Origin of the sequence: Enterococcus sp. AZ191 (genome assembly GCF_051713845.1) — a bacterium.
Taxonomy (GTDB): domain Bacteria; phylum Bacillota; class Bacilli; order Lactobacillales; family Enterococcaceae; genus Enterococcus_B; species Enterococcus_B durans.
This window is the reverse complement of the sequence record NZ_JBIOQS010000001.1, coordinates 808,258-830,412: the sequence shown is the minus strand read 5'-3', so window position 1 is coordinate 830,412 and position 22,155 is coordinate 808,258. Positions and strand designations below refer to the sequence as shown.

General features: G+C 36.2%; 12 protein-coding genes. 1 reads left to right on the top strand and 11 read right to left on the bottom strand.

From position 1 onward, the window contains the following. The first annotated feature begins 976 nt into the window (after positions 1–976). Complete coding sequence (locus IGI47_RS03945) at positions 977–2,593, top strand: hypothetical protein (RefSeq protein WP_438783398.1); 1,617 nt, start codon at positions 977–979, stop codon at positions 2,591–2,593. 264 nt (positions 2,594–2,857) lie between these two features. On the opposite strand, the gene IGI47_RS03940 is transcribed toward IGI47_RS03945, so the two are convergent. The 11 genes from IGI47_RS03940 to IGI47_RS03890 form a co-directional block, all read right to left on the bottom strand. Next, positions 2,858–3,040, bottom strand: coding sequence for a hypothetical protein (locus IGI47_RS03940; protein WP_438783397.1), 183 nt, complete (start codon positions 3,038–3,040; stop codon positions 2,858–2,860). A gap of 263 nt (positions 3,041–3,303) precedes the next feature. Further along, a complete protein-coding gene (locus IGI47_RS03935; protein ID WP_438783396.1) occupies positions 3,304–7,644 on the bottom strand; it encodes a lectin-like domain-containing protein in 4,341 nt (1,446 codons plus the stop codon). 237 nt (positions 7,645–7,881) lie between these two features. Then, positions 7,882–9,282, bottom strand: a complete 1,401-nt coding sequence (locus IGI47_RS03930; protein ID WP_438783395.1) for a peptidoglycan DD-metalloendopeptidase family protein — start codon at positions 9,280–9,282, stop codon at positions 7,882–7,884. 32 nt (positions 9,283–9,314) lie between these two features. Then, positions 9,315–11,210, bottom strand: a complete 1,896-nt coding sequence (locus tag IGI47_RS03925; RefSeq protein ID WP_438783394.1) for a VirD4-like conjugal transfer protein, CD1115 family — start codon at positions 11,208–11,210, stop codon at positions 9,315–9,317. A gap of 78 nt (positions 11,211–11,288) precedes the next feature. After that, positions 11,289–12,413 (bottom strand): LPXTG cell wall anchor domain-containing protein, encoded by a 1,125-nt coding sequence (locus IGI47_RS03920; protein ID WP_438783393.1) that lies wholly within the window; start codon positions 12,411–12,413, stop codon positions 11,289–11,291. Between the two features lie 15 nt (positions 12,414–12,428). Continuing rightward, positions 12,429–16,619, bottom strand: a complete 4,191-nt coding sequence (locus IGI47_RS03915) for a hypothetical protein (RefSeq protein WP_438783392.1) — start codon at positions 16,617–16,619, stop codon at positions 12,429–12,431. Between the two features lie 37 nt (positions 16,620–16,656). Continuing rightward, positions 16,657–18,123 (bottom strand): helix-turn-helix domain-containing protein, encoded by a 1,467-nt coding sequence (locus IGI47_RS03910; RefSeq protein ID WP_438783391.1) that lies wholly within the window; start codon positions 18,121–18,123, stop codon positions 16,657–16,659. A 55-nt stretch (positions 18,124–18,178) separates the two neighbouring features. Further along, a complete protein-coding gene (locus IGI47_RS03905; RefSeq protein ID WP_438783390.1) occupies positions 18,179–19,597 on the bottom strand; it encodes a hypothetical protein in 1,419 nt (472 codons plus the stop codon). Between the two features lie 65 nt (positions 19,598–19,662). Next, complete coding sequence (locus tag IGI47_RS03900; RefSeq protein WP_438783388.1) at positions 19,663–20,739, bottom strand: hypothetical protein; 1,077 nt, start codon at positions 20,737–20,739, stop codon at positions 19,663–19,665. A gap of 71 nt (positions 20,740–20,810) precedes the next feature. Beyond that, positions 20,811–21,188 (bottom strand): hypothetical protein, encoded by a 378-nt coding sequence (locus IGI47_RS03895; protein WP_438783387.1) that lies wholly within the window; start codon positions 21,186–21,188, stop codon positions 20,811–20,813. Between the two features lie 12 nt (positions 21,189–21,200). Then, entirely contained in the window at positions 21,201–22,145 is a 945-nt protein-coding gene (locus IGI47_RS03890) for a hypothetical protein (RefSeq protein ID WP_438783386.1), read from the bottom strand. Positions 22,146–22,155 lie beyond the last annotated feature (10 nt).

Genomic DNA, 22,155 nt, shown 5'->3' with positions numbered 1-22,155 from the left:
GATCAACTAAGACGTTTGGTTTACAAACACTACTGATATTTTTTTACTTGCTGTTGCTTAAGTATCCAGTTGCTTCCTAGACATTTCTCCGATTTTCTTCCAGTCTATTACCTATAAATGAAGAGTATATAGATAATTTATGTATTAATTTGAAAAAATTGAACTGATACACAGCTATAATTAGACCATTATTAATAGTCAGATAGAAGGAGTTTTTATGAAAAGAAAAACACTATTAATCCTTTACATTCTTTTTAACCATGATCCGTAGGATATTCCTATTCCCACTGATTACATTGCTAGTAATTGATTATGATACACTAAATGAGTGGCATTTCATTGTCGATAGTTCATTCATACTCTTAGCGATGTATCTTTATTGTCTAAAATTAAGAAGCGATTAGCAAAGAAAAAGCAGCGGTTCTTATTTTATCTCATAGATTTTCTCGTGATTTTTTATTTGTAATGTTTTCTCTTACTCTCTTTATTCAAATATCACTTGAAAAAAATACTAGTCAAATCAATCTAAAAATTTTTCTAATTCCTTAATTGTTCATCTTATACTGTTGTGCGTAATCTTCTTCGGAACACTGATTGGAAGAAATGTTTTTTAGAGGGTACCTATTCAGTGGAATCAAACAAAAATTTCCGCTTTTTCTTGCCTTTCTAGATTCTATCTTATTTTTATATTCATTCATTTGAATCGTTTACAAGAAATTCGATCACTTCTTCCTTATTTTCCCATGGAAGTGCTTACTACGCTTTCTTATTCAACAAAAAATGAAATATTTATTATCCTTTATCGATATAATTTAATGGCTCAAAACGTAATTTGAAACCAATAAGGAAAATGAATAGGGCATATTCTATCCTTGTCTTATCTAAAATTTTTCTAGAAATTTGTAACACTAGTCTGTTACAAATACTTTTTCTATAAATTCTACTAGTTATTTATGATGTAAGGAACGATTATAAATTGATTGAAGAATATCTTCTACAGCTAAAAAAAATGATTCAACAAAAATCGATTGATTCTTTTACATTAAAGAACTTTGTATTTTCCCTTCCTGGTAATACATATGCACGTATCAACAGTTTGCTATCAAAAGAAGAGCAACTCACTCTTATTGAGTTGATGCATCAAATTGATCGCCACACCTATCATTCACTCTCTCTGCTAAGTCAAACGGAGTATGAAAAATTTTTGCAACAGCCTAATTACTTAGATGGTCTGATACAACAACATATTCCTCTATCAACTGAACAAGAACAATTCTTTCGTTCAGTTGTCCAGCAGCAAAGAAAAGCGTTGTTAGAAAGCGATGAATACGCTTCTCATCTATACAGCGCATTATGCCAGCATATGAATTTGAAATCAAGTCAGGTAACGCTTTTTGATTACATTCCACAGCTAGATCTAAACTTAGAATATTTAACTTTGTACAGCGATTTTTTGACCGTTCATCATGAATGTTTTCCGAACCGTCAAATCGAAGAAATCAAGTATTCGCTAGAAGAAAGCATTTATTGTAGTAGAAGTCCTATTTTATTAGAAAAAGCCCTCGCTGCGTTAACAGATGATCCTGATTCGTTTTTATTGATTCCAGTAACAGAATGCTGTTCTTCAGGACAATTGCATATGACTACCTACTTAATCGAAAAGAAAAAAAGTCATTTAAAATTGACTTTAATCGATAAAGCCATGTTGCTTCATAAGGAGATTTTAAAAACTGCTCCAGTGATTACTTTACGACACGATACGCCATTGGAGGAACAAACAGCAACTCAAAAATCATTTAATCCTAAAATTGCGATTCCTTATATTTTTGAAGTAGAAAATAATCAACACAATCGCACTAAATTAACTTATTTATTCAGTTTAGGAACTACTTTTTTAGGAAGAGGGATACAGTTTAATCTATCGATGCTCCAGCAAAAATTTTCTCTTATCCAATATGAATTAAAAAAAATAGCAACTTGCTCTTATTGGGGAAAAGAATTATATACTGGACAGATCTATACGAATAATTGCTACATCAAAGCAATTGATGGTGGCTTGCAACATATTCTAGGTGAAGCAGTTAATACTACACACTACTTCGTTGATGAAAAGCCAGCCTTACTAAAAAAAATCCCACAACATACAGCGGCCTCTTTAACTACTAGTTTAGCGAAAATTATCAAATATCGTTTAGAAAAATTGGCTTATCCAAGCCAAGCAATGCAAGAGGTTGATGATCTATTGCAAGATTATCTACAAAAAAAAACAAAACCTCACTCTAAATATCAACGTTATCTCGATAAAAAACAAAATGTAGTCCAATATATTGGACATCGTGTACCTTTTTACTCTAAAGAAAAGAAAATAGAAATCGATTCATCCTTCCTTTTAAAAAGTAGCGAAGTCACCGATGGGATTCAGCTCTTTGAAGAAAAGGAAATCATTCAAGTAAAAAAAGCTATTGACACATTATTAACACACAACAGCTTCTTTTCTTCCTATGAAAAGAAGACAATTGCTGATATAAAATCAACTAAAACTAGTGCCGTAACTGATCTTATTCAGAAGACACAACTTGCACTGGAAAAATAAATTATTTTATCAATCTATTTATCTTGGCAGCTTCTCTTATTAAAATAATCCTGATGTACTTCTTAATTTTTTAAAACATTCATACTTAGTGAACTTTTCTTTATTGGCAATGATTCTATTTATAAATATTAATTTGGCTTGAATGAAGCCTTTAGCTCCATTCATACCAGCCATTCTGTTGTTTTATTTTTTTCTATGCTCTCATTTACAACATCTAAAACGAAGAATCCTCACTGCATCAGCTATCTTTTATACCATTTCTCTTTATTTTTGCACTTTTATTATCGCTTCATTTGTTTTTTGTACCATATGAATCTCGGAGGAATCTACTGTTTGTGTCGAAGACGTCGTTTTTGGAGAGCTATTAGGCATTTCTTTCTTTTCACAAGCTACTAAAAATACACAGAGTAAACTTAATAGGCACACTAAATTTCTTGTTTTTTTCATTTTATTCCTTCCGATTCTATTTTCACAATTTTTGCTCTGATTTTCTTGAGAGCGATAATACTATTCAATTATGGTTTATATAGAGAAGGATCGTTAGTTTCCTTGTCATTAATCTATAAAATAAGATAGTAATTTGTTCTATGCTTATAGTTATTGTCTGGCACTTTTATTTCACTATCGAACCTCCCCCTAAGTCAGATTTATCATTCTAATTTAGGGAGTATCTTCCGAACTCTCATTTAAAAAATTTTTTTATTCATTTTTCAAGCCTTTTTCCTGCGATTTAACTGATAACTACTTACCATAGCAACCAAAATCAATCCAATAAAAGAAGTGCCAACAGAAGAATTTTCACTTGTTTTAGGCAATTGTCCATTCTTCTGTGTATTTTTCGTCTTCTTATTTGACGTATCTGTTTGTTTTGATGGTTGTGTAGTGTTTGTTGTTACTTCATTCGCTTCTTTTTTGACAATCTTAGTCGTTGCTGTATTACTCATCACACCATCATTTGTTCTTACAGTATTTTCAATTAGTTGCCCTACTGCATCAGGTAAAATTTTCGCTTGAAATTCGATTTCAACTACTTCTCCAGACTTCAATACTTGGTTGAGAAGCAGTTCTTGGGCATTCTGCCAAACATCTGTATCCGCGCGTTTTTCTCCATTTACTTTTGTTGTATCTGGTACAAGAGAAAGCCATTGAGATGTAAGGTTATCGATGATTTCACCTTGCCATTTACCACCGCCTGTGATATTTCTCCCCCTAATAGTATAAGTTAATATCTCTCCTATTTGTGCTTCTGATTGACTAACGCTGACTTCTAAAGACAGATCAGGAGCGATTGTTAATGGTGTCTCTGGCTCTTTTGTTGTTTCTACCATGGACTCATCTCCAGGTAACTTTGGTACCGTATAATCGATACTTGCAATATTAGTGATTTCACCTGTTGCTTCCTCATTGATCGTTGTCTCAAATTGCAATGACGCTTTTTGTCCTCCAACTAATGTGCCAACTTTGGCACTTAACACCCCATTTTCAAAAATGATCTCCGCATTTTCTACTGGGTTACCTTCGATCAAAAGTTTCGCTGTTCCTTCTTGATACGTGATTCCTTCTGGTAGTGGATCACGAATAACTAACTGATTCAACACAGAGAACGGATCTCCCACATTGGTCGCTTCAATAACATAGCGAATTGTATCACCGACTTTCATCATTTGATCAGTGATTGGTTGCCCTGTGGTATCATAAACACTCTTATTACTTTCCAATACTCCAGCGTTTGGAATGATTTGTGTTGTAACTGAATCGCTCGTTTTCCCATCTGTAGCTGTTGCTGTTAGTTCAACTGCTTGGTTCCATGCTGATTCTTGGACTTGTACCTGGAATTGGATAGTCAAACGTTGTCCCGATTTAAGCGTTACCGGATAGTTCAATTCATTAGCGTTTGCCCAAACAACATCATCCGCCACTGATTGGTCATTGATCGTTGTTGTTCCAGGAATTAGCTTAACCTCATCCGCCGTTAATAAAGTATTAATCGTTTCTTCCCATTTTCCTGAACCTGTTGGATTTTCACCAATAATCGTATATGTTAACGTATCCCCGACAAGAGCTTTTGTGTGATCAACGGCCATGGTCAAAGCCATCTCATCCACCACAGTAACTATCGATGTGGGAGTTTGTTCCAATCGAGTATTTCCGGTTGCTCGTGTAATAACTGGTGGTAATTCATAGTTAACTTGTGCACGATTAATCAGCTGACCTTTTGCTTCTTCTGTCACAGTCGCTTGCAATACCAGTTTTATCTGCTGTCCACCTGTAATCGTACCGATTGTCGTTTGAATGCTTTGACCAGCTATATTTATGACTGCTTGGTCATTTTTTTGTTCATCGATCATGACATAAGCAGAATCTGGAAGATAAGCCAATCCTTCCGGTAACTCATCATCTATGGCAACTTGATTAATGACAGTTGTCGTATCTGCTGTATTTTCTGCTTCAATGATGTAAGTTAAGATATCACCCACTCGTACAGTCTGTTTATCCACTAATTGATTTTGTGCATCATAAACTGAGTTTTTAGTAACAAGCGTCCCAGCACCAGGTAAAATCGTTGTTGTTACCTTATTACTTGTAAGATTATCAGTTGTTGTTGCTGTGTTTTCAATCGTTTGGTTTAAGGCTGTGGACAATACTGTCACTTGGTAAGTGATCACTACCTCTTCCCCTGATGTCAATTGTTGCTCGAGCGCTAACTTTTCGTCGTTCCAGATCGTTTGATCTTCTACTTGGTTATGATTGACTGTTGTCGTTCCAGGAACAAGCGCAACTAATTTTTTGGAAATCTGATCTTGAATAGTTTGTTTCCATTTTCCTGAACCAACTGCATTGTTTGCGGTGATCGTATAAGTCAGCGTATCACCTACTAACGCTTGGGCTTTATCGACCGCTTTTGTTAAAGTAATATTTGTCGCTGTCTCCACTGAAACAGAAGGCGTTTGAGCTGTTCCTTGAGTTCCTATTTGTCCTGTAGTAGAAGGGAAATAATAATCGATCGTTGGGGTATTTGTAATCGTTTGTTCTGCTTCTTTATTTACTTCAACATCAAAGTAGAGTTTTGCTTTTTGATTTCCTCTTAAATCTCCTATGTTAGCTGTAAGTTTTCCGTCTACCACTTGGATAGTTGCAGAATCGATTCTTTGATCCTCAATTGTTACATAAGCAGAATTTTCTTTGTATGTTACACCAGCGGGTAACATATCTTGAATCGTAATATTTTTGATAACCGTGTCTGTAGCGCCTGTATTTTGCGCTTCGACTACATAGGTTAACGGATCTCCAACTTGAACAACTTGATTTGCAACATCGGTATTCTGCTGGTTAAAGACACTGGTCTTGCTAGTCAAAGTTCCTGGTTTATTATCTAGCGTATGGGTAAGTGTTGCCTCCATTGGATCCTTGCTTCGATCATAGGCATAGCTTACGACATACCCATTTGCTACCGGTTCCTCTTGGACTGTGTACTCATAAGGCGTGCCATCTTGTCTCAAAACAGGCAAGTTATCGAAGGTATCATTCCATAAAAATTCCTTTGTTTGGAACACTTTACCATCTTGCAAAAGATTGACTTTCACTTTTTGTGGCCGAACACCTTCAGAATCATTATTATCTTCCCATTTGTTCGTAACTTTCATACGTGTAGCACGTGTAAATTTTAGTGATTCAAATTTAAATTTTTGTTCATTATAAGCATTGAGATCGGTTGTACCACTAATTGTTAACGCAAACGATCGTGCATGTGTCACTTTCTTTGTCCAAGTTTGGCCATTCAAATGAACAGTCAACATTCGAGAATCCCCATCATAACTAACAGTAATTGGGACAAATGTACTGTTATTATTTAAAAACACTTGTTTATCTAAATACTGAACTGAGCTTCGATCAATACTCATTTGTCCTATGTTATTTGTTGTAATAAAAGCACCATAAGGAGTCTCAGCTTGTCCTCCTGTAGCTCCTGTATTGCTCGTAGGATCTGTTTCTGGACGATTCCACTCTTTGTTTGTATTATAATAAGTATCCATCGCAAATGATATAGAATCAGACAAATTACCACCAATTCCTAAAGCTGGTCCAATTGTTCCGTATGTTCCAATAGGTGATAAACTTAAATTAATAGCCATTCCATGACCACCACCTTGTTTATCTGTCTTCGTTCCCAAAAAAACTTCACCTTTTAGTTCAAAAGATTCATCACTAGAAATTCGATGTTTAAAAGTCGCGCTAATCGACTGTTCTTGGCTAATATTTTCTGAGAATTCTATAATTCCCGTATTTTCATCATATGATCTAACTCCATAACCAACTAAAGAAAAATTTTGATTAAAATTGTCTTTGGTAATTACCATTGTATTCGGATCTTGTAAAGAAAATGGAGTGACTACTTCAATAGGAGTTACTTGCTTAATCTTTTCAAGCACTGCTGTTTCTTCAGAAACGTTCGTCTCATTTGTTTGTTCAGATAGAAAAGCTGTTCCAGTCGTTTCAGCTGTTGCTTCTTTGGTAGTAGAATTCATAGTGGGTTCTTGTGCTCTACTTGTACTTTCTGACTCTGAGTCTTCCGTACGGACAACATTCACCTGAACAGCCTTGGAGCGATACTCTTGTCCTTCACCACTCATAGTCGCATAGAGTTCCTGTAGCTCGTGTTCGCTATTTTCTTGACCAATTAAATACAACTGTGCTTGTTTCTGCGAATCGCTTAAAAATTCGACCTGTACTTGTTGGGTTGTTTCATCATACGTAAGATTCGCTAATCCTTGATTGTGTTGTGTAGAAGTAGTTGCATCATAGGTAACACCATTAGGCAAATGCACTGTTGCCTTAGTAGCTACACTATTTGTAGCAACTAACGTCAAAACTTGTGTCTCTCCTGGAGCAAATTCTAACGTTGAAATGGGTTTACCCTCTTGCTGAAATGAAAGTTCTGCTCTCTCATTCGTTAACGCATGAACCACGACCTGCGTGAATCCAATACAATAGCTAGCCAAAATACAGATCGTCAAAAATATAGTAACTAGTTTTTTCCTGTTTTTCTTCATTTTTTCCTTCCCTTAATCTTTTTCTATACTTGCTTTTTTACTTTCACCAACTAAGTTTAATTTAATAAAAAATACCTGAAATTAACATTTCTCTATTGTTTACTTCTCTAATAAGTAATTAACTCATCCTAATGATTAAAGAAGATTCTGTTTAAAAATACTCAATACTGTTTCTTTTTTGAAGTAACATATTGTCAATGGATTTTATTGTTATTTTCTTTCAATATGCCAATTTTTTTAATTTATTGGTAAAACCGTTCTTGGATTTTTTAATTTGGTTTTTAATAAAGTATTATCTGTACATAATTCTAGGTGCAAATGAGGCCCAGTGCTATTGCCAGTTGAGCCAACAAAACCAATTAGACTTCCCTGACTGACTTGCTGTCCCACATTAACAACAAATTTATCTTGGTGCGCATAAAGCATCGCTGTACCGTCTTCATGTTCAATTACTACGTAATTTCCCCATGAATAATGCGTGTCTGCTACAATTACTTTTCCTTCTTTAGCCGCTTTGATCGGTGTCCCTGTTGGTGCCGCTAAGTCAATTCCACGATGAAATTCTGAACCACGTAAACCAAATTCAGAACTTACAGTATAGGAATCCAGTGGCATGCGGTAATTGGTATCACTCGTCGTTATCTTTTCAGCTTCATCATATTGTGTCAATTCGTAAGTCTCAATCAATTGATTCAACTTTTGTCCATAATAAATATCTGTAGCATACGTTCCCGTTAAAGCTTTTGTAGCATCATGGTAGCTCGTTGTTTTCGATTTCCAAGTTCCTTGATAAAAAGTTGGATTACCAATCAAGCCGTTTTTCATTAATTTCGCGTAATCTTGGAAGCTCTCTTCGTAGCCACTATATTTTCTAAATTGTGCAAGGGTAGTGGACAATTGTCCATAGCCATTATCTTCTTGCGTAGCTAGATATACACTTTGACCATTAAATGCCCCTTTGATCCCAAATAAATTATAATAAGGTGATTGGCTTAGGACACTGGATCCTGCACCCGATTCTAAAATAGCTTGTGCTAGGATAACTGATACATATAAATCATTTTCTTGTGCGACTTTCCGTGCATCTTCGCCAATTTTTTGAATAAATAATTCAAGCGATTCACTTTTAGTACTACTCTTAATACTTGTCTCTTGGTTTTGATTCTTATTCGTATTAACTGGATAAATCGGTTCAAGTGTGAATTGACTCAAATCTGGTTGGCGGATTATTGGTGGTGTTGGCTTATCAAAGTTTGGTTTTGTAATACTTATACCGCCAGCAGAGTTATTAGTCGCTCCCGTATTTGTACTACTTTGTTCTTTTTGTGTACTTTCTGTTGATTCTTCTAGTTCCTGGCTTGACTCAGTCACGTCTGTTTTATTGTCATCCGTGCTTTCGGTTGTCTCTGTCGAATCAGATGTTGATTCTTCCACTGTACTTTCCGTTGTATCTATTTCTTCATTCATCTGATTACTTGAGTCACTTGTACTTGTGGTTGAATCCGTCGTAATTTCTTCAGCAAAAGATGAATCAATCATTGTTTTTTCCTGTTCAGATGCAAAAACTTTATTCATTTGTGTTGTGGCTGGCGTAGCCAATAACGTAGCCACACAAAAAAGTTTTGACATTTTTTTCATTAAAAATTCCCCTTATCCCTAGTTTATTCGTTTCATTCTGATGAATTATTTTCCTCTGTTTCTACCGCTTCAAATTCTTCTTCAAGAAGCGTTTCAAATTCTTCAACATCCAATTCTTCATTTAAGCGTGCCAACTCTTCCTCAGATAGACCTTGTAATTGGCTAAGATCAAACTCTTCTCCCTCTATTGATTCGAATCCTGTTGTCTCTGGCTCTTCTTCTCTCGAATACCAATACTCTTTATTGACGTCTCCTAAACGTTTATAATTTTTATGCTTTTCGATATTGTATTTCTTAGATAGAAATGGATGAACCCCTCTAATTTTTAAAATACATTCTTGTCCTTTTAAGCTAGCTACTTCATCTGGCTCCATCAAATTGCGTCCTAATTTTTGGAAACTTTCATTGTAAGAACCATTGGCGCCTTTAGTCACACTAATATTTCGTTGTTCAATTGTTTCTTTCCCTAGTAATTTAGAAATATATTCATGTGTACTTTGTTCCATTCCTCCTAGATACAAGAAAGTATCACTGGTACCAATGATCGTTTCCCAAGTATCTTTATATAATGTTTTTAATTGACTAATATTCTGTAAAATAACATTAGTGGAAATTTCTCGGCTTCGGATAACTGAAATAACTTTTTCAAAATCAGGAATCTGTCCAATATTCGCAAACTCATCAAGGATACATCGGACATGGACAGGTAACCTTCCCTTATAGTAATTGTCTGCTCGATGAACAAGCATATCGAACAATTGTTGGTACATCATACTTGCTAAGAAGTTGAAACTTGTATCGGTATCGGAAAGTAAAATATACAGGATGGTCTTTTTATCCCCAATCGTATCCAATTCCAACGTATCTTTTGAGACCAGTTCTTTGATACTTGGAATATCAAATGGTGCTAAGCGTACACCAAGACTTACCAGAATTGATTTAGTTGTTTTATCTCCAGACAATTTAAAAATTTTGTATTGCAGCACCGCAAAGTTTTGCGGATCTTTTTCTTCTAATTCTTGGAATAAAATATCCAATGGGCTTACATATCCTGGTACATCTTCAGGAATATCCGCTAAACGAACCAGTTCAACTACACTTGATAACGTTTGATCTTCTTCTACGACTTCTTGCAAAAGATAACTAAAAATCGCCATCAGCAGTGCTGTTTCAGCTTTTTCCCAGAAATCATCGCCGCCTTTTTTATTTGGATTTGTCGTATTTTTAATCAAATTATTGACAATTTTAAGAATGTCATCTTCATTTCTGATATAGTTGAATGGATTATAGTGATTACAGTTTTTTCTTGAAATCAAGTCAAAAATTTTGATTTCATATCCTTCTTCTTCAAAAAGCTTTCCTGTTTCACTCAGTAACAAACCTTTTGAATCACTGACTACATAAGAAGAGTGCATTTGCATCAAATTGGGCTTTACAAAGAAACGAGTTTTACCACTACCAGCTCCTCCAACTACGATCACATTTTTATTTCGGTTAAAGTTATCGGCTTTCGTAATTTTCATTCGCCCAGACAAAGACAAGCGTTCTGTTTCTGTTAACAAAATATTGAAGAATTTTTTCTTATCAATAAATGGTGCAATATCTTTACTTGTTCCCCATCTTGCACTACCATACTCTTCATCTGTACGCATATTCTTCTTACTATATTTATGATATAAAATAATCATTAAATACAGAGCGATGCCAATGATACCAGCCAGATATGAAGAATTCATAATCGAAAAATGCAATTGCATAGCAGATAATTCACGTGTTAAAGTATCAAACGTATTTAAGAAATTACCAACACTATCTGGCATTGTTCCTTTATTTAACTCAAATAGAATGTAAAATCGGTTAAAAATATAACCAATCACACTACACACAAAGAGATGAAAAATCAGCCCCATTGGTATTTTGCTTTTCATAGCCATTCTCCTGTTTTTATTTATCATAAAAATTGCTATTGATAGGAGACTCAGTGCCTATCAATAGCGTCTTTCTTTCTATTTATCTTTTACTTTATTCTTTTTAAGGTAGAACATACTTGCTCCCAGTAAAACAATTCCGATTAAAGTAATCCAAATCGATTGTTTTTCTCCTGTTTTTGGAAGCGTACTTGCACTTGCTGCACTGCTAATTTTCGCACTCATACTACTTGTTGGCATTGAGCTACTTGAACTTGAGTTACTTGAACCTGATGCCATATAAAGTACTGGCGTCTTTGCTTGTGAAGTAGTAGCACTTGAACTTGTTGACGTTGATGGATCCGTACTCGTTACACTAGAGGTTGCTGTCGTACTTGAACTTGAACTTGTTGACGTACTTGGCATTGTGCTTGAACTTGAACTTGTTGACGTACTTGGCATTGTGCTTGAACTTGAACTTGTTGACGTACTTGGCGTTGTGCTTGTAGAAGTAGTAGTATCAGCTTTTACAGCTACATTTACGGTTCCTAGATCCAATGTTGCTTTTGTTTTACTGTTTGCTAGATCAATATCCCTAACTTCTAATGGGATATTATATTGACTACTATTTTGTGAATCAACTACTTGTGTTCCCATTGTAATTCCCGTAGCAGTATAGCTTAGTGGAATCTCTTTGATATCTATATCTTTTTTCAATTTAACTTTTGTGGTTACAGATATTTTGTGATCTGGTTTATTCACTGCAGAGCTCACTTCTAGATCAGCTATAGTACTATCTGTAGTTGTAACAGCTAAGCCAGTAATTTCAAATTTCCCACTATAATTTGGCCCGTCTCCATAATAAATCTTATCGTATCCTGGAACCCCTGTACCAGGTCCGGTAACAGTTTGACCATTTCCTGCTAAACGTTCTATCCATTCACCTCGTGCAGCACTTACTGACGTCCAGGTTGGTACATCAAATGTGAAAGTATATTCAGTTCCTAACTTATTAGATGTCATTTCATGATTTTGTTTTTTTACTTCCTCTTGAAAAATACCATCGACATAGGCTGTTTTACCTTCATCAATCAGTTTCTGACCTAAATTTTCACCATTATAATCTCCTAAATAAATAGCAAAACTATTTTCTGGATAAGATACAACTACTGCACCGCATACTGTCAAAGTCGCAAGAATCCCTAGTAACTTTTTAGGTTTCATTTTCTTTCTCCTTTCTTAAAGACCGACTACTTTATTTTCTTTTCCTGTTTTTTCTTTTTTCTTATGCTCTTTTTGTTGGTCCAAGCTTTTAATATTTTGTGTATTGGCTTTGTCAATCCCTTTATTGGTGATTTCACTCAGCTTCGCTTTCTTTCCTTTCACTGATTCTATTTTTTCTAAATTGATGGACATCTTTCCTAGTTCAGCAAAGGCTTTTTTTAGATTTGGGTCATGACGGCTATGATCGTAACTTATGTTACCATTTGTTTTTTGCTGTTCTTCTCGATTATTGGTTTTTTGCTGTTGATATTTCTTGTCAAAAAATTTCTCAAGGCGAACAATTCCAAATTTTTCAAATAGTTGAACTGTAATACTAATCGCAGCTCCTGTTAATGCCACCCCACCTAGAGCCATTAATCCTGAAATCGTTGATGCTGTTAGGATTGGTCCTAATACTGCCGGTACTAAGAATAAGCCAATTCCCCCAAGTAGGGCTGTCACACCTAAAATAATGGCAATTGTCTTCCAATTTCGTCGGAAGAATTTACGCACTTTGTTTTGGTTGTGTTGATTTCGCTCCATTTCTTTTTGTTTGACATAAGAACGCGCGTCCAAACCTAATTTTTTCGCTCTTCTTACCAAAAGACGTTTACGAACAAATCGAATAATTTTTGGTAAGTAATAACTTAGACAAATAGCTGTAAATGTTGCAATGACCGCTGGCATCACTACAGGTATCAATTGGAATGGTAAAGCAACGGTCATCCAAGTCATACATAATGGCCAAGCGGCGATAGGCCACAGATTCAACAAATAGCGTAACCAGCGAATTCCGCGTGAAGCACGTTTATTGCGATTTTTGTGCCAGAAGTAACGGCCTAAACCGCGTTTTTTCTTCTTATCATTGGACTGATTTTCCCCATCTCGAGCAATTGCAGCTGGTTCGGTATTCACACTGACATTTCTATTTTTTCCTTTTCTTGGATTATTGCCATTGTCTTTTGTTGTCTTTTCCTTTGGTCGTTCATCCTCTAACTGTTTATTTTTTGGGGGAATCGGTGGAGCTGGTCGTTTGTTCCGACGTTGATTGTTTTCTTTGTTGTTTTCTTCAAGATCTGTTTGTGTTTCCCCTTCTGTTCGAGAATCTTTTACTGGATCTGGCTCTCGATCCTGACGATTTTTTCGACCTTTTCGTTTATTTTTGTTCTTTCTAACATTCGTTTCTTCCAAATCAGTTTGTGTTCCGCCTTCAACACGTGTCGTTTTTGGCGGTACTGGTGGTACTGGGCCTTTGTTTCGGCCGTCTTTGCCTCGTCCATCTTGATCACTGCCAATATTTTGGCCTTGGTCATTTCCTTTGTTTTCTTGCTCTTTTGGTGGTTTTGGCGGTACTGGTGGTACTGGGCCTTTGTTTCGGCCGTCTTTGTTTCGGCCGTCTTGATCACCGCCAATATTTTGGCCTTGGTCATTTCCTTTGTTTTCTTGCTCTTTTGGTGGTTTTGGCGGTACTGGTGGTACTGGGCCTTTGTTTCGGCCGTCTTTGTTTCGGCCGTCTTGATCACCGCCAATATTTTGGCCTTGGTCATTTCCTTTGTTTTCTTGCTCTTTTGGTGGTTTTGGCGGTACTGGTGGTACTGGGCCTTTGTTTCGGCCGTCTTTGCCTTGTCCGTCTTGATCACCGCCAATATTTTGGCTTTGGTCATTTCCTTTGTTTTCTTGCTCTTTTGGTGGTTTTGGCGGTACTGGTGGTACTGGGCCTTTGTTTCGGCCGTCTTTGTTTCGGCCGTCTTGATCACCGCCAATATTTTGGCCTTGGTCATTTCCTTTGTTTTCTTGCTCTTTTGGTGGTTTTGGCGGTACTGGTGGTACTGGGCCTTTGTTTCGGCCGTCTTTGCCTTGTCCGTCTTGATCACCGCCAATATTTTGGCCTTGGTCATTTCCTTTGTTTTCTTGCTCTTTTGGTGGTTTTGGCGGTACTGGTGGTACTGGGCCTTTGTTTCGGCCGTCTTTGCCTCGTCCATCTTGATCACTGCCAATATTTTGGCCTTGGTCATTTCCTTTGTTTTCTTGCTCTTTTGGTGGTTTTGGCGGTACTGGTGGTACTGGGCCTTTGTTTCGGCCGTCTTTGTTTCGGCCGTCTTGATCACCGCCAATATTTTGGCCTTGGTCATTTCCTTTGTTTTCTTGCTCTTTTGGTGGTTTTGGCGGCACTGGTGGTACTGGGACTTTGTTTCGGCCGTCTTTGCCTCGTCCGTCTTGATCTGTCCCTATGCCTCGATTTTCAAAAGACTTACCATTGTTTTTGTCTTTCTCTTGCTCTTTTTTTCGTTCTTTTCGTTGAACATCTTGAACTAGAAACTCTAATGTACCAGCAAAATGTGGGCCTTGTGTACGATCAAAGTCTTGGTCTTCTTGACGATGTACAGTGATTTCTGATTTTACAACTTGGTGTTCTTTTTTCAAGTTATCCAGTTGATCCGCTAGTTTCTTCGCCTTTTCTACGAGTACGTCAATTGGCTCCTCTTCTCTAGGATCAATCACCGTCGCCCATTCTGCTTTTCCTTTATTTTCTTGTGAAATGGCTTTTTGTTCTAGACCATTTTCATTTTGAAGCTCACGTAAAACTTTGATGATCTCAGCTTTTTCTGCTGGTGGAATCGTATCATTCGCTTCGATGTCTCGGATTTTTTGCGTAATTAATTCTGCACGCTTTGCAAGAATACCAATTTTCGCTGCGCCGAGCATCTCCTGATCGTAAGTAAACTCCGCTGCACTAGTGGTTAACTCATCGGTTAATTGACCAATCCGTACCCAAACAGCTTGTTTGGCTAAGCCTTGAGAGACTTGACTTTCATGGAAAAGCCCATCATTTTCTGTAGAAACTTCTTTCGTCGCAATCGTATTGGCTTGCGTATTTTTATCTGCTTGTTGCAATTCATTTTCAGCTTCTTGTTCAGACAAGTGCTCTACAGGAAATTCTAGTTTTTGACCTTTCAATTGATCCAAGTCATGGGTCAAGTCAACCTTCTCTTTTTGCAACTCTTTGATTTCTTTACTCAAGCGTTTCGCTTCTTGACGCAAAACAGGCTCTCGATTTGTTCCTTGTGCTTCTAGTAACTGAAGCTCATTCATCTGGCGACTACTAATTAAAACTGCTAACTTCAACTCTGTTCGCTGTAATTTTGCTTCTACTAATAGTTGAGCTGATTTGGCTTCTACTTCTTTCGCTTTCATCAACTTGATGTGCACACTCGAACGATGACGCGTACCTTCTTCATCAGATCTTGTTTTTCCATGGATCGGAATCTTAATCTCTGAACGCTGAGTCTGAGGCTTCGGATCAACTATTTCAGCTTGGTCTTTTCTTCCTGGAACATCCATAGCACCTGGTTGAACCTCTACGTTAAAACCTAATTCTTTGGTTTGAGCCAATAAAGCTTTGATTTTGCTTCTGGTTTCTTCAAAAGTAGATAAATCTTTTTCTTGTTCACTTTTTTTGAGTTCAGAAATTTGGCCAAATGCTTCTAAACGTTTATATGATTCTACTTGTTCTGAGAGTACGACTTCAATCTTTGCCGCTGTTTCACGAATCAAGGATGCCCGTTTCCCAGTCGGCCTTTGGACTTCACTTTGGTAATCTCTTAACAGCGTTTCAAGCAAGGAATTCCCTTCTTGTACTTTCTTAACTTCATGTTTTCGCTGTTTTCTCAAATTATCACGGATTTTATTAAATTCCGCTTCCGCTTTTCTTTCTTTGTCTTGGTAATTTCGATGTTTTCTAGCTTCAGATAACTTGATCTTGTACTGTGCATAGCTTTCTCGGCCATAGCTTTCAGTGAATTTATCCATGTTCCAAGCTTCATAGATATCTTTTTCCTGGAAAATCTCTAGGCGAGTAATTTCACTTTGAACACGGAGAATTCCCTCATTGGATCTTTCAATAATATCGTTGTATTTTTGTTCATCTTGGTTACCTAGCGCTATCATCCCAATTGCTGCTTCTTTTTCTAAACGATAGACGGTTTCTTGCGTTTTAAGATTTTCCATGGTCATTTTAAAGATGACCGCGGCTTCTGTTTTTAAGTTCTCTTTATATTTACTAGCAGAAAATTCTTGTTGTGCTGTTTCATAGACAGACTTTTCATGGCTAGGAATTGTTGCACTTCCATGTTGGGTACCATAAAATTCTTCAATTGATCGAAGCATAATCTTCACTCCTTTAATTCTTAATCAAATCTGTTTGTTAATATAATTTGCTGTGAAAATGCTCCCAGAAATTGTCCGTTGGAATTCTAGAAATTTTCAAAAAATCAGCACTCAATTTTTCCATATCTAAACTATTTTCAGCTAATACCAAATCATATTGATTCAAATAAGTGTAATCAATTAGTACATCGTCTCCTGTATAAATATCTAACTTTGTTAGAAATGGGTAACGTTGTTTAATCAATTTTTTATAAAGCTTTTCTACTCCCTTACTACTATTGAAGAAAATTGCAACACTTTTTTCTTTAAGTGATGGTTCGACAATATCAATCAGTTCTTCGGTATCCATATACATTTCAATAAAAATTTCTTTCATGCGTGAAGAACCAAATGGAATGAGCGAAGATAACCCATTTTTGACAAACTCTTTTTCAAATTGATCAATCAGCCATGGTGAGCGTTTCACAATTTGATAATAAAAAATTTCATGGTAGTCGATCATAAAGGAATTTCGATTAGAAGAAAGCAAAACAATCCGATACAACGCACTTTTTTTCTGTGGTGTTAATAGCTCGGACAAGTTAATTCTTTCAAAATACTGGTAGAAGAATTGAACGGTTAACCGATAGAGTTGCTTTTCTTCCTGATTTAATTCCTCGTATTCGACAATCTTGTGACTAATATAGCTGGCATTCACATTTAGCAAATCCTGAATGTTGAATTTTTCGAGTTCAAATCCATACTCCTGTTTCAATACATCACACAGTTGCGGATTGCCACACATGACATCATATATTTGATTGACAACATCATCTCCTATTGGTCGAATATTTTTTGATTTTAAATTATAATGCTTATTTCCAATTCGAATAATACCAATCAGTAAAAAGAACACTAGCTTCAGATAAAGATATAGCTGCTCATTCTGGTTACCACTATTGGAAAATAATCGATTGCATTGAAATAATGCATCATAAATTAGCCTATATTGCGGTAAACTCGTCTGGTCATAAATTTCTAAATACATTTGACAAAAAAATTCTCGAATTTGCTTTTCGTCACCTTGAATAGAAAGTGAAGGCATGCTTTCGATTTCTATCTTTAAACCTTTTTCTTTAAAAAAAAGATTAGTGCGACTGATCATCCTGCGAATACTTGTTTCACTGACAAAGATTGCTTTACTAAGGTCTTTAATGGTTGGTTCACGTTCAAAAATCATTTTTAATGCTTTGACTGTAGTTGAGTCATTCAAAATTTTTGAAAATAAATCACTTAAATTCATATCCGCTGGAAGACTTAGAATAATTTTTTTATTCTCTAATTCCTGTAATTTTGCTGGTGCATATTTTTCATTAAAATCATCAACATCCCCAATAATTGTTTTATCAATCACATTTAAACGATCAGCGATAATATTGATATCATTGATATCTTTATTTACAAGTAAAACAATTTTTATTTGCCTTTCTGTTTGTTTTTCTAAAAAATTAATGATGGTAATCACATCCCTATTAGAAAATCAATCACCAACTTTTTATGACTATCAGCCAAATTGTAGATTATTTTTCTTTTTCTTCTCTCTTTTGCTGAGATCTTCGCTGATCTGCCTGATTTTGTTGCTGACTTTTCTCTTCTGCTTCAGCACGCAAGTCTTTCAGAGACTTTCTTTCTTGTTGTTGTCGCCTTCTACCAACAGCCTGTTTCAATTCCGCTTCAAAAGCAGCATTTCTGCCAGTAGATTGGGAATTTGTTATTGCTATCGGTTTTTCGGAAATTTTATCCACTAGGCCTTTTGCAGTTCGTTCTTTTTGGCGTTGTTGTACTGCCTTTTTCAATTCATCTTCAAAGTTTCCGTTTCTTACACTTGGTCCTGATGTCGGAGTCGGCGTTGGACCTTCCGATATTTTATCCACTAGGCCTTTTGCAGTTCGTTCTTTTTGCCGTTGTTGTACTGCCTTTTTCAATTCATCTTCAAAGTTTCCGTTTCTTACACTTGGTCCTGATGTCGGAGTCGGCGTTGGACCTTCCGATATTTTATCTACTAGACCTTTTGTAGTCCGCTCTTTTTGCCGTTGTTGTACTGCCTTTTTCAATTCATCTTCAAAGTTTCCGTTTCTTACACTTGGTCCTGATGTCGGAGTCGGCGTTGGACCTTCCGATATTTTATCCACTAGACCTTTTGTAGTCCGCTCTTTTTGCCGTTGTTGTACCGCCTTTTTCAATTCATCTTCAAAGTTTCCGTTTCTTACACTTGGTCCTGATGTCGGAGTCGGCGTTGGACCTTCCGATATTTTATCCACTAGACCTTTTGTAGTCCGCTCTTTTTGCCGTTGTTGTACCGCCTTTTTCAATTCATCTTCAAAGTTTCCGTTTCTTACACTTGGTCCTGATGTCGGAGTCGGCGTTGGACCTTCCGATATTTTATCCACTAGACCTTTTGTAGTCCGCTCTTTTTGCCGTTGTTGTACCGCCTTTTTCAATTCATCTTCAAAGTTTCCGTTTCTTACACTTGGTCCTGATGTCGGAGTCGGCGTTGGACCTTCCGATATTTTATCCACTAGACCTTTTGTAGTCCGCTCTTTTTGCCGTTGTTGTACCGCCTTTTTCAATTCATCTTCAAAGTTTCCGTTTCTTACACTTGGTCCTGATGTCGGAGTCGGCGTTGGACCTTCCGATATTTTATCCACTAGACCTTTTGTAGTCCGCTCTTTTTGCCGTTGTTGCACTGCTTTTTTTAATTCGTCCTCAAAAGAACGCTCATTTTGAGGTGGAGCTGGCGGTGGAGGAACGATTGATTCCCCCACTTCCATTAATGGCTTCACTTGTTCTTCTCCCATAATGGTCGTTTCTCCAAAAGTGACATGTTTTTCACTTTTAGAAGGACCATCATTTTTTAAAATACCCTTGATTTCTTTTGGCTTAGAATCAGTTAGATCTTCTGGAGTGACTACTTTAATTTCTTTTTGAGTTAACTCCATGATAATCGCCCCTTTTATTGATTTTTATCCTGAGTTACTTTTTTGTATTTCCCCTAAAAAAGGCTTTAATTCATATTTTGTTGTTCTTCTAATTGCTTGTGGTATTCTTCTAATTGTTTTTGATACGCTTCAAGTTGTCGTTGATACTCTTCTAGTTTTTGTTGCTCAGCTAATTGTCGCTGATATTCTTCTTGTGCTTTTTGCTGCGCTTCTTGCTGTTGTCTGGCTGCTTCTTCTGCTGCTTGTTGCGCTTCTTGCTGTTTTTTTGCTTCTTCTGCTTTTTGTTGTGCTTCTTGTTGTTTTTTCGCTTCTTCTGCTGCTTTTTGTTGCGCTTCTTGCTGTTTTTTGGCTTCTTCTGCTTGTTTTTTCGCTTCTTCTTCTTTGGTAACTTCCGCTTGTACTACTTTGATTTTTTCAATTTTTTCAGAAAAACTTTGTTTCTGTTCCGTATTTTTGACTTGTTCAAGTGATTGCTCCACTTCTGCTAATGTTGAAAAATCAGCTGTTTTATCAATGTTGCCTTCTGAATCATAAAATTTATTCAGATTCGATTGAATTTGTGTCGCTAATTTGATTTGAGAAGAAGCATTCTCTAAAATTTGATCAATACTTTTTTTCCATTGATCAGCCACTTTCAAGTTCGTCACTTGATTGTGGATTTTTTCAATTTTACTTGATAGAATTGATGCTTTTATAGGTAAAGAAGCATTGATTTTTTCTCCGTTGATTGCTGTTTCATTTCCAACAAATAATTTATTGATAATCTCTTGAAGATTCTTCTTATTCCTTATTTGTTGAATTTTTAACGCAGCTTCTTCAATATCTTCTTGGATTCTTTCGAGATCTTTTTCTGAAATATTTTTAGTTTCTTCTTTTTTATTTAATGTTTCTTTGATACCATCTACTGTCTTCGTTACTGTTTCTAAATCATCGTCATTCACATTTTCTGATAAGTAACCTTGCTCGTTCATTAGTTGGGCAAGTTTTTTTTGAATTAATGTGATTTCCGCCCCCTGGCTCTTTAAAATATTGACTTCTTTGTAGTTTGTAGAGTCCGTCGTACTAGCTTGTTGCGTATTTTTCTTATAAAAGAATGCACCGAATAAAACGATTAGAAGAATGATCACTACGACAGGCATCATGATCTCGATCCGTTTCAAATTTTTTAAAATACTGCTGTCTTTAATAGTTATCCCTCCATAGTGTGGTTCGACTAACTTCGAGTTCGGTCGAGCGAAACAGTTCTATCCAGATGTTGATTCGCTTTGTTGGCCTTTTCAACTGCCTTAGATACAACTGCTTTCAATGATTGTTTTTGTGAATGAGCTCTGCTTTGAAATTTTTCTTTTTTTAATGAAATAGAATCTCTGGAAACACCTGGACTACCTTTTTTGATGGAACTTTTGTTGGTTGTAGCTTTTGTCAAGTCCACTTTTCCAGTTCTTCTAAGAATAAAACCTTTGATTTTCTTGCCAAGATCCACTAATGCTGTGAAAAGTTTTCGTAGCATACCCATTGATTGCTTGGGCATTTTTTCCATCCCATTTTCAAGTTGTCTAATTTCTGGATCCTTTTCTGGACTAATATTCATTTCCTTCACTCCTTAATTTGCTGTTTCTTCAGTGATTGTAACCGTCTTTCCATTTTCATCTGTCGTCACAGTTGTTTCTAATGGGGCATCCTCTTTTGTCGTTCCATCTTGTGTAAGTTGTACTTCAGATTTCAATTTTTCATAAGATGGCACCCATAAGAAAGTCCCTGTGTTTCCGGCTAATTCATAGGTTGATTCCCCTTCAGAGACTGTGAATGTTACTTCATCCACCTCACCTGATTCCGAAGTTCGTGAAATTTGATAGGTTGATTTTTCTTCTTCTACTTCTTGTGAAACAATCCGATAATTGAAAGTATGTGATTCTTTTTGGCCATTCGGTTCTTCTTTGACTTGTATATATTTATCTTGATAGAAGGTAATCGTAAACGTTGTATCTCCTGTTTTTGATTCCCAACTATTTTGATATAAAATATCAGACCATTTTTGATTCACCAGATTGGTTAGATCCTCATCAATTTCTTCTTGTTGGTTCTCTGATTCTTTTAATAATTCTTGGTTTGGATAAAGATAAATTTCCTCATTATCTTCGTTTAGATACATCACGGTTTGGCCTGATTTTGTTTGCAATTTAAATTTTTTGCTTCCTTGCTTGTCATCTTTCAATACCATTGTGTCGTCAGTTAAAGAATAGGTACCTTTACTTAACCAATCAGATGCCGTATAGCTTCCATCTGATTTCAATTCAACGATCATATCGTCTGACCGATTAGAATACCACGTTCCTTGATAGACCACTGCATTTCTTACAGCATACTCACTAGAAGTTGTCACACGACTATTTTTTTGATTGTTTTGACTTTCTACTGTCGCTTCATTTCCTGTTTTTTCTCCTGCAAAAAGAGAAAAAATAATAATTATTACAACAAAAAAGAGACCGATAACCGATAAAATAGCCATACGTTTGCCTTCTTTTGTTTCCAAAATATTTTTTAACATTTTACTCCCC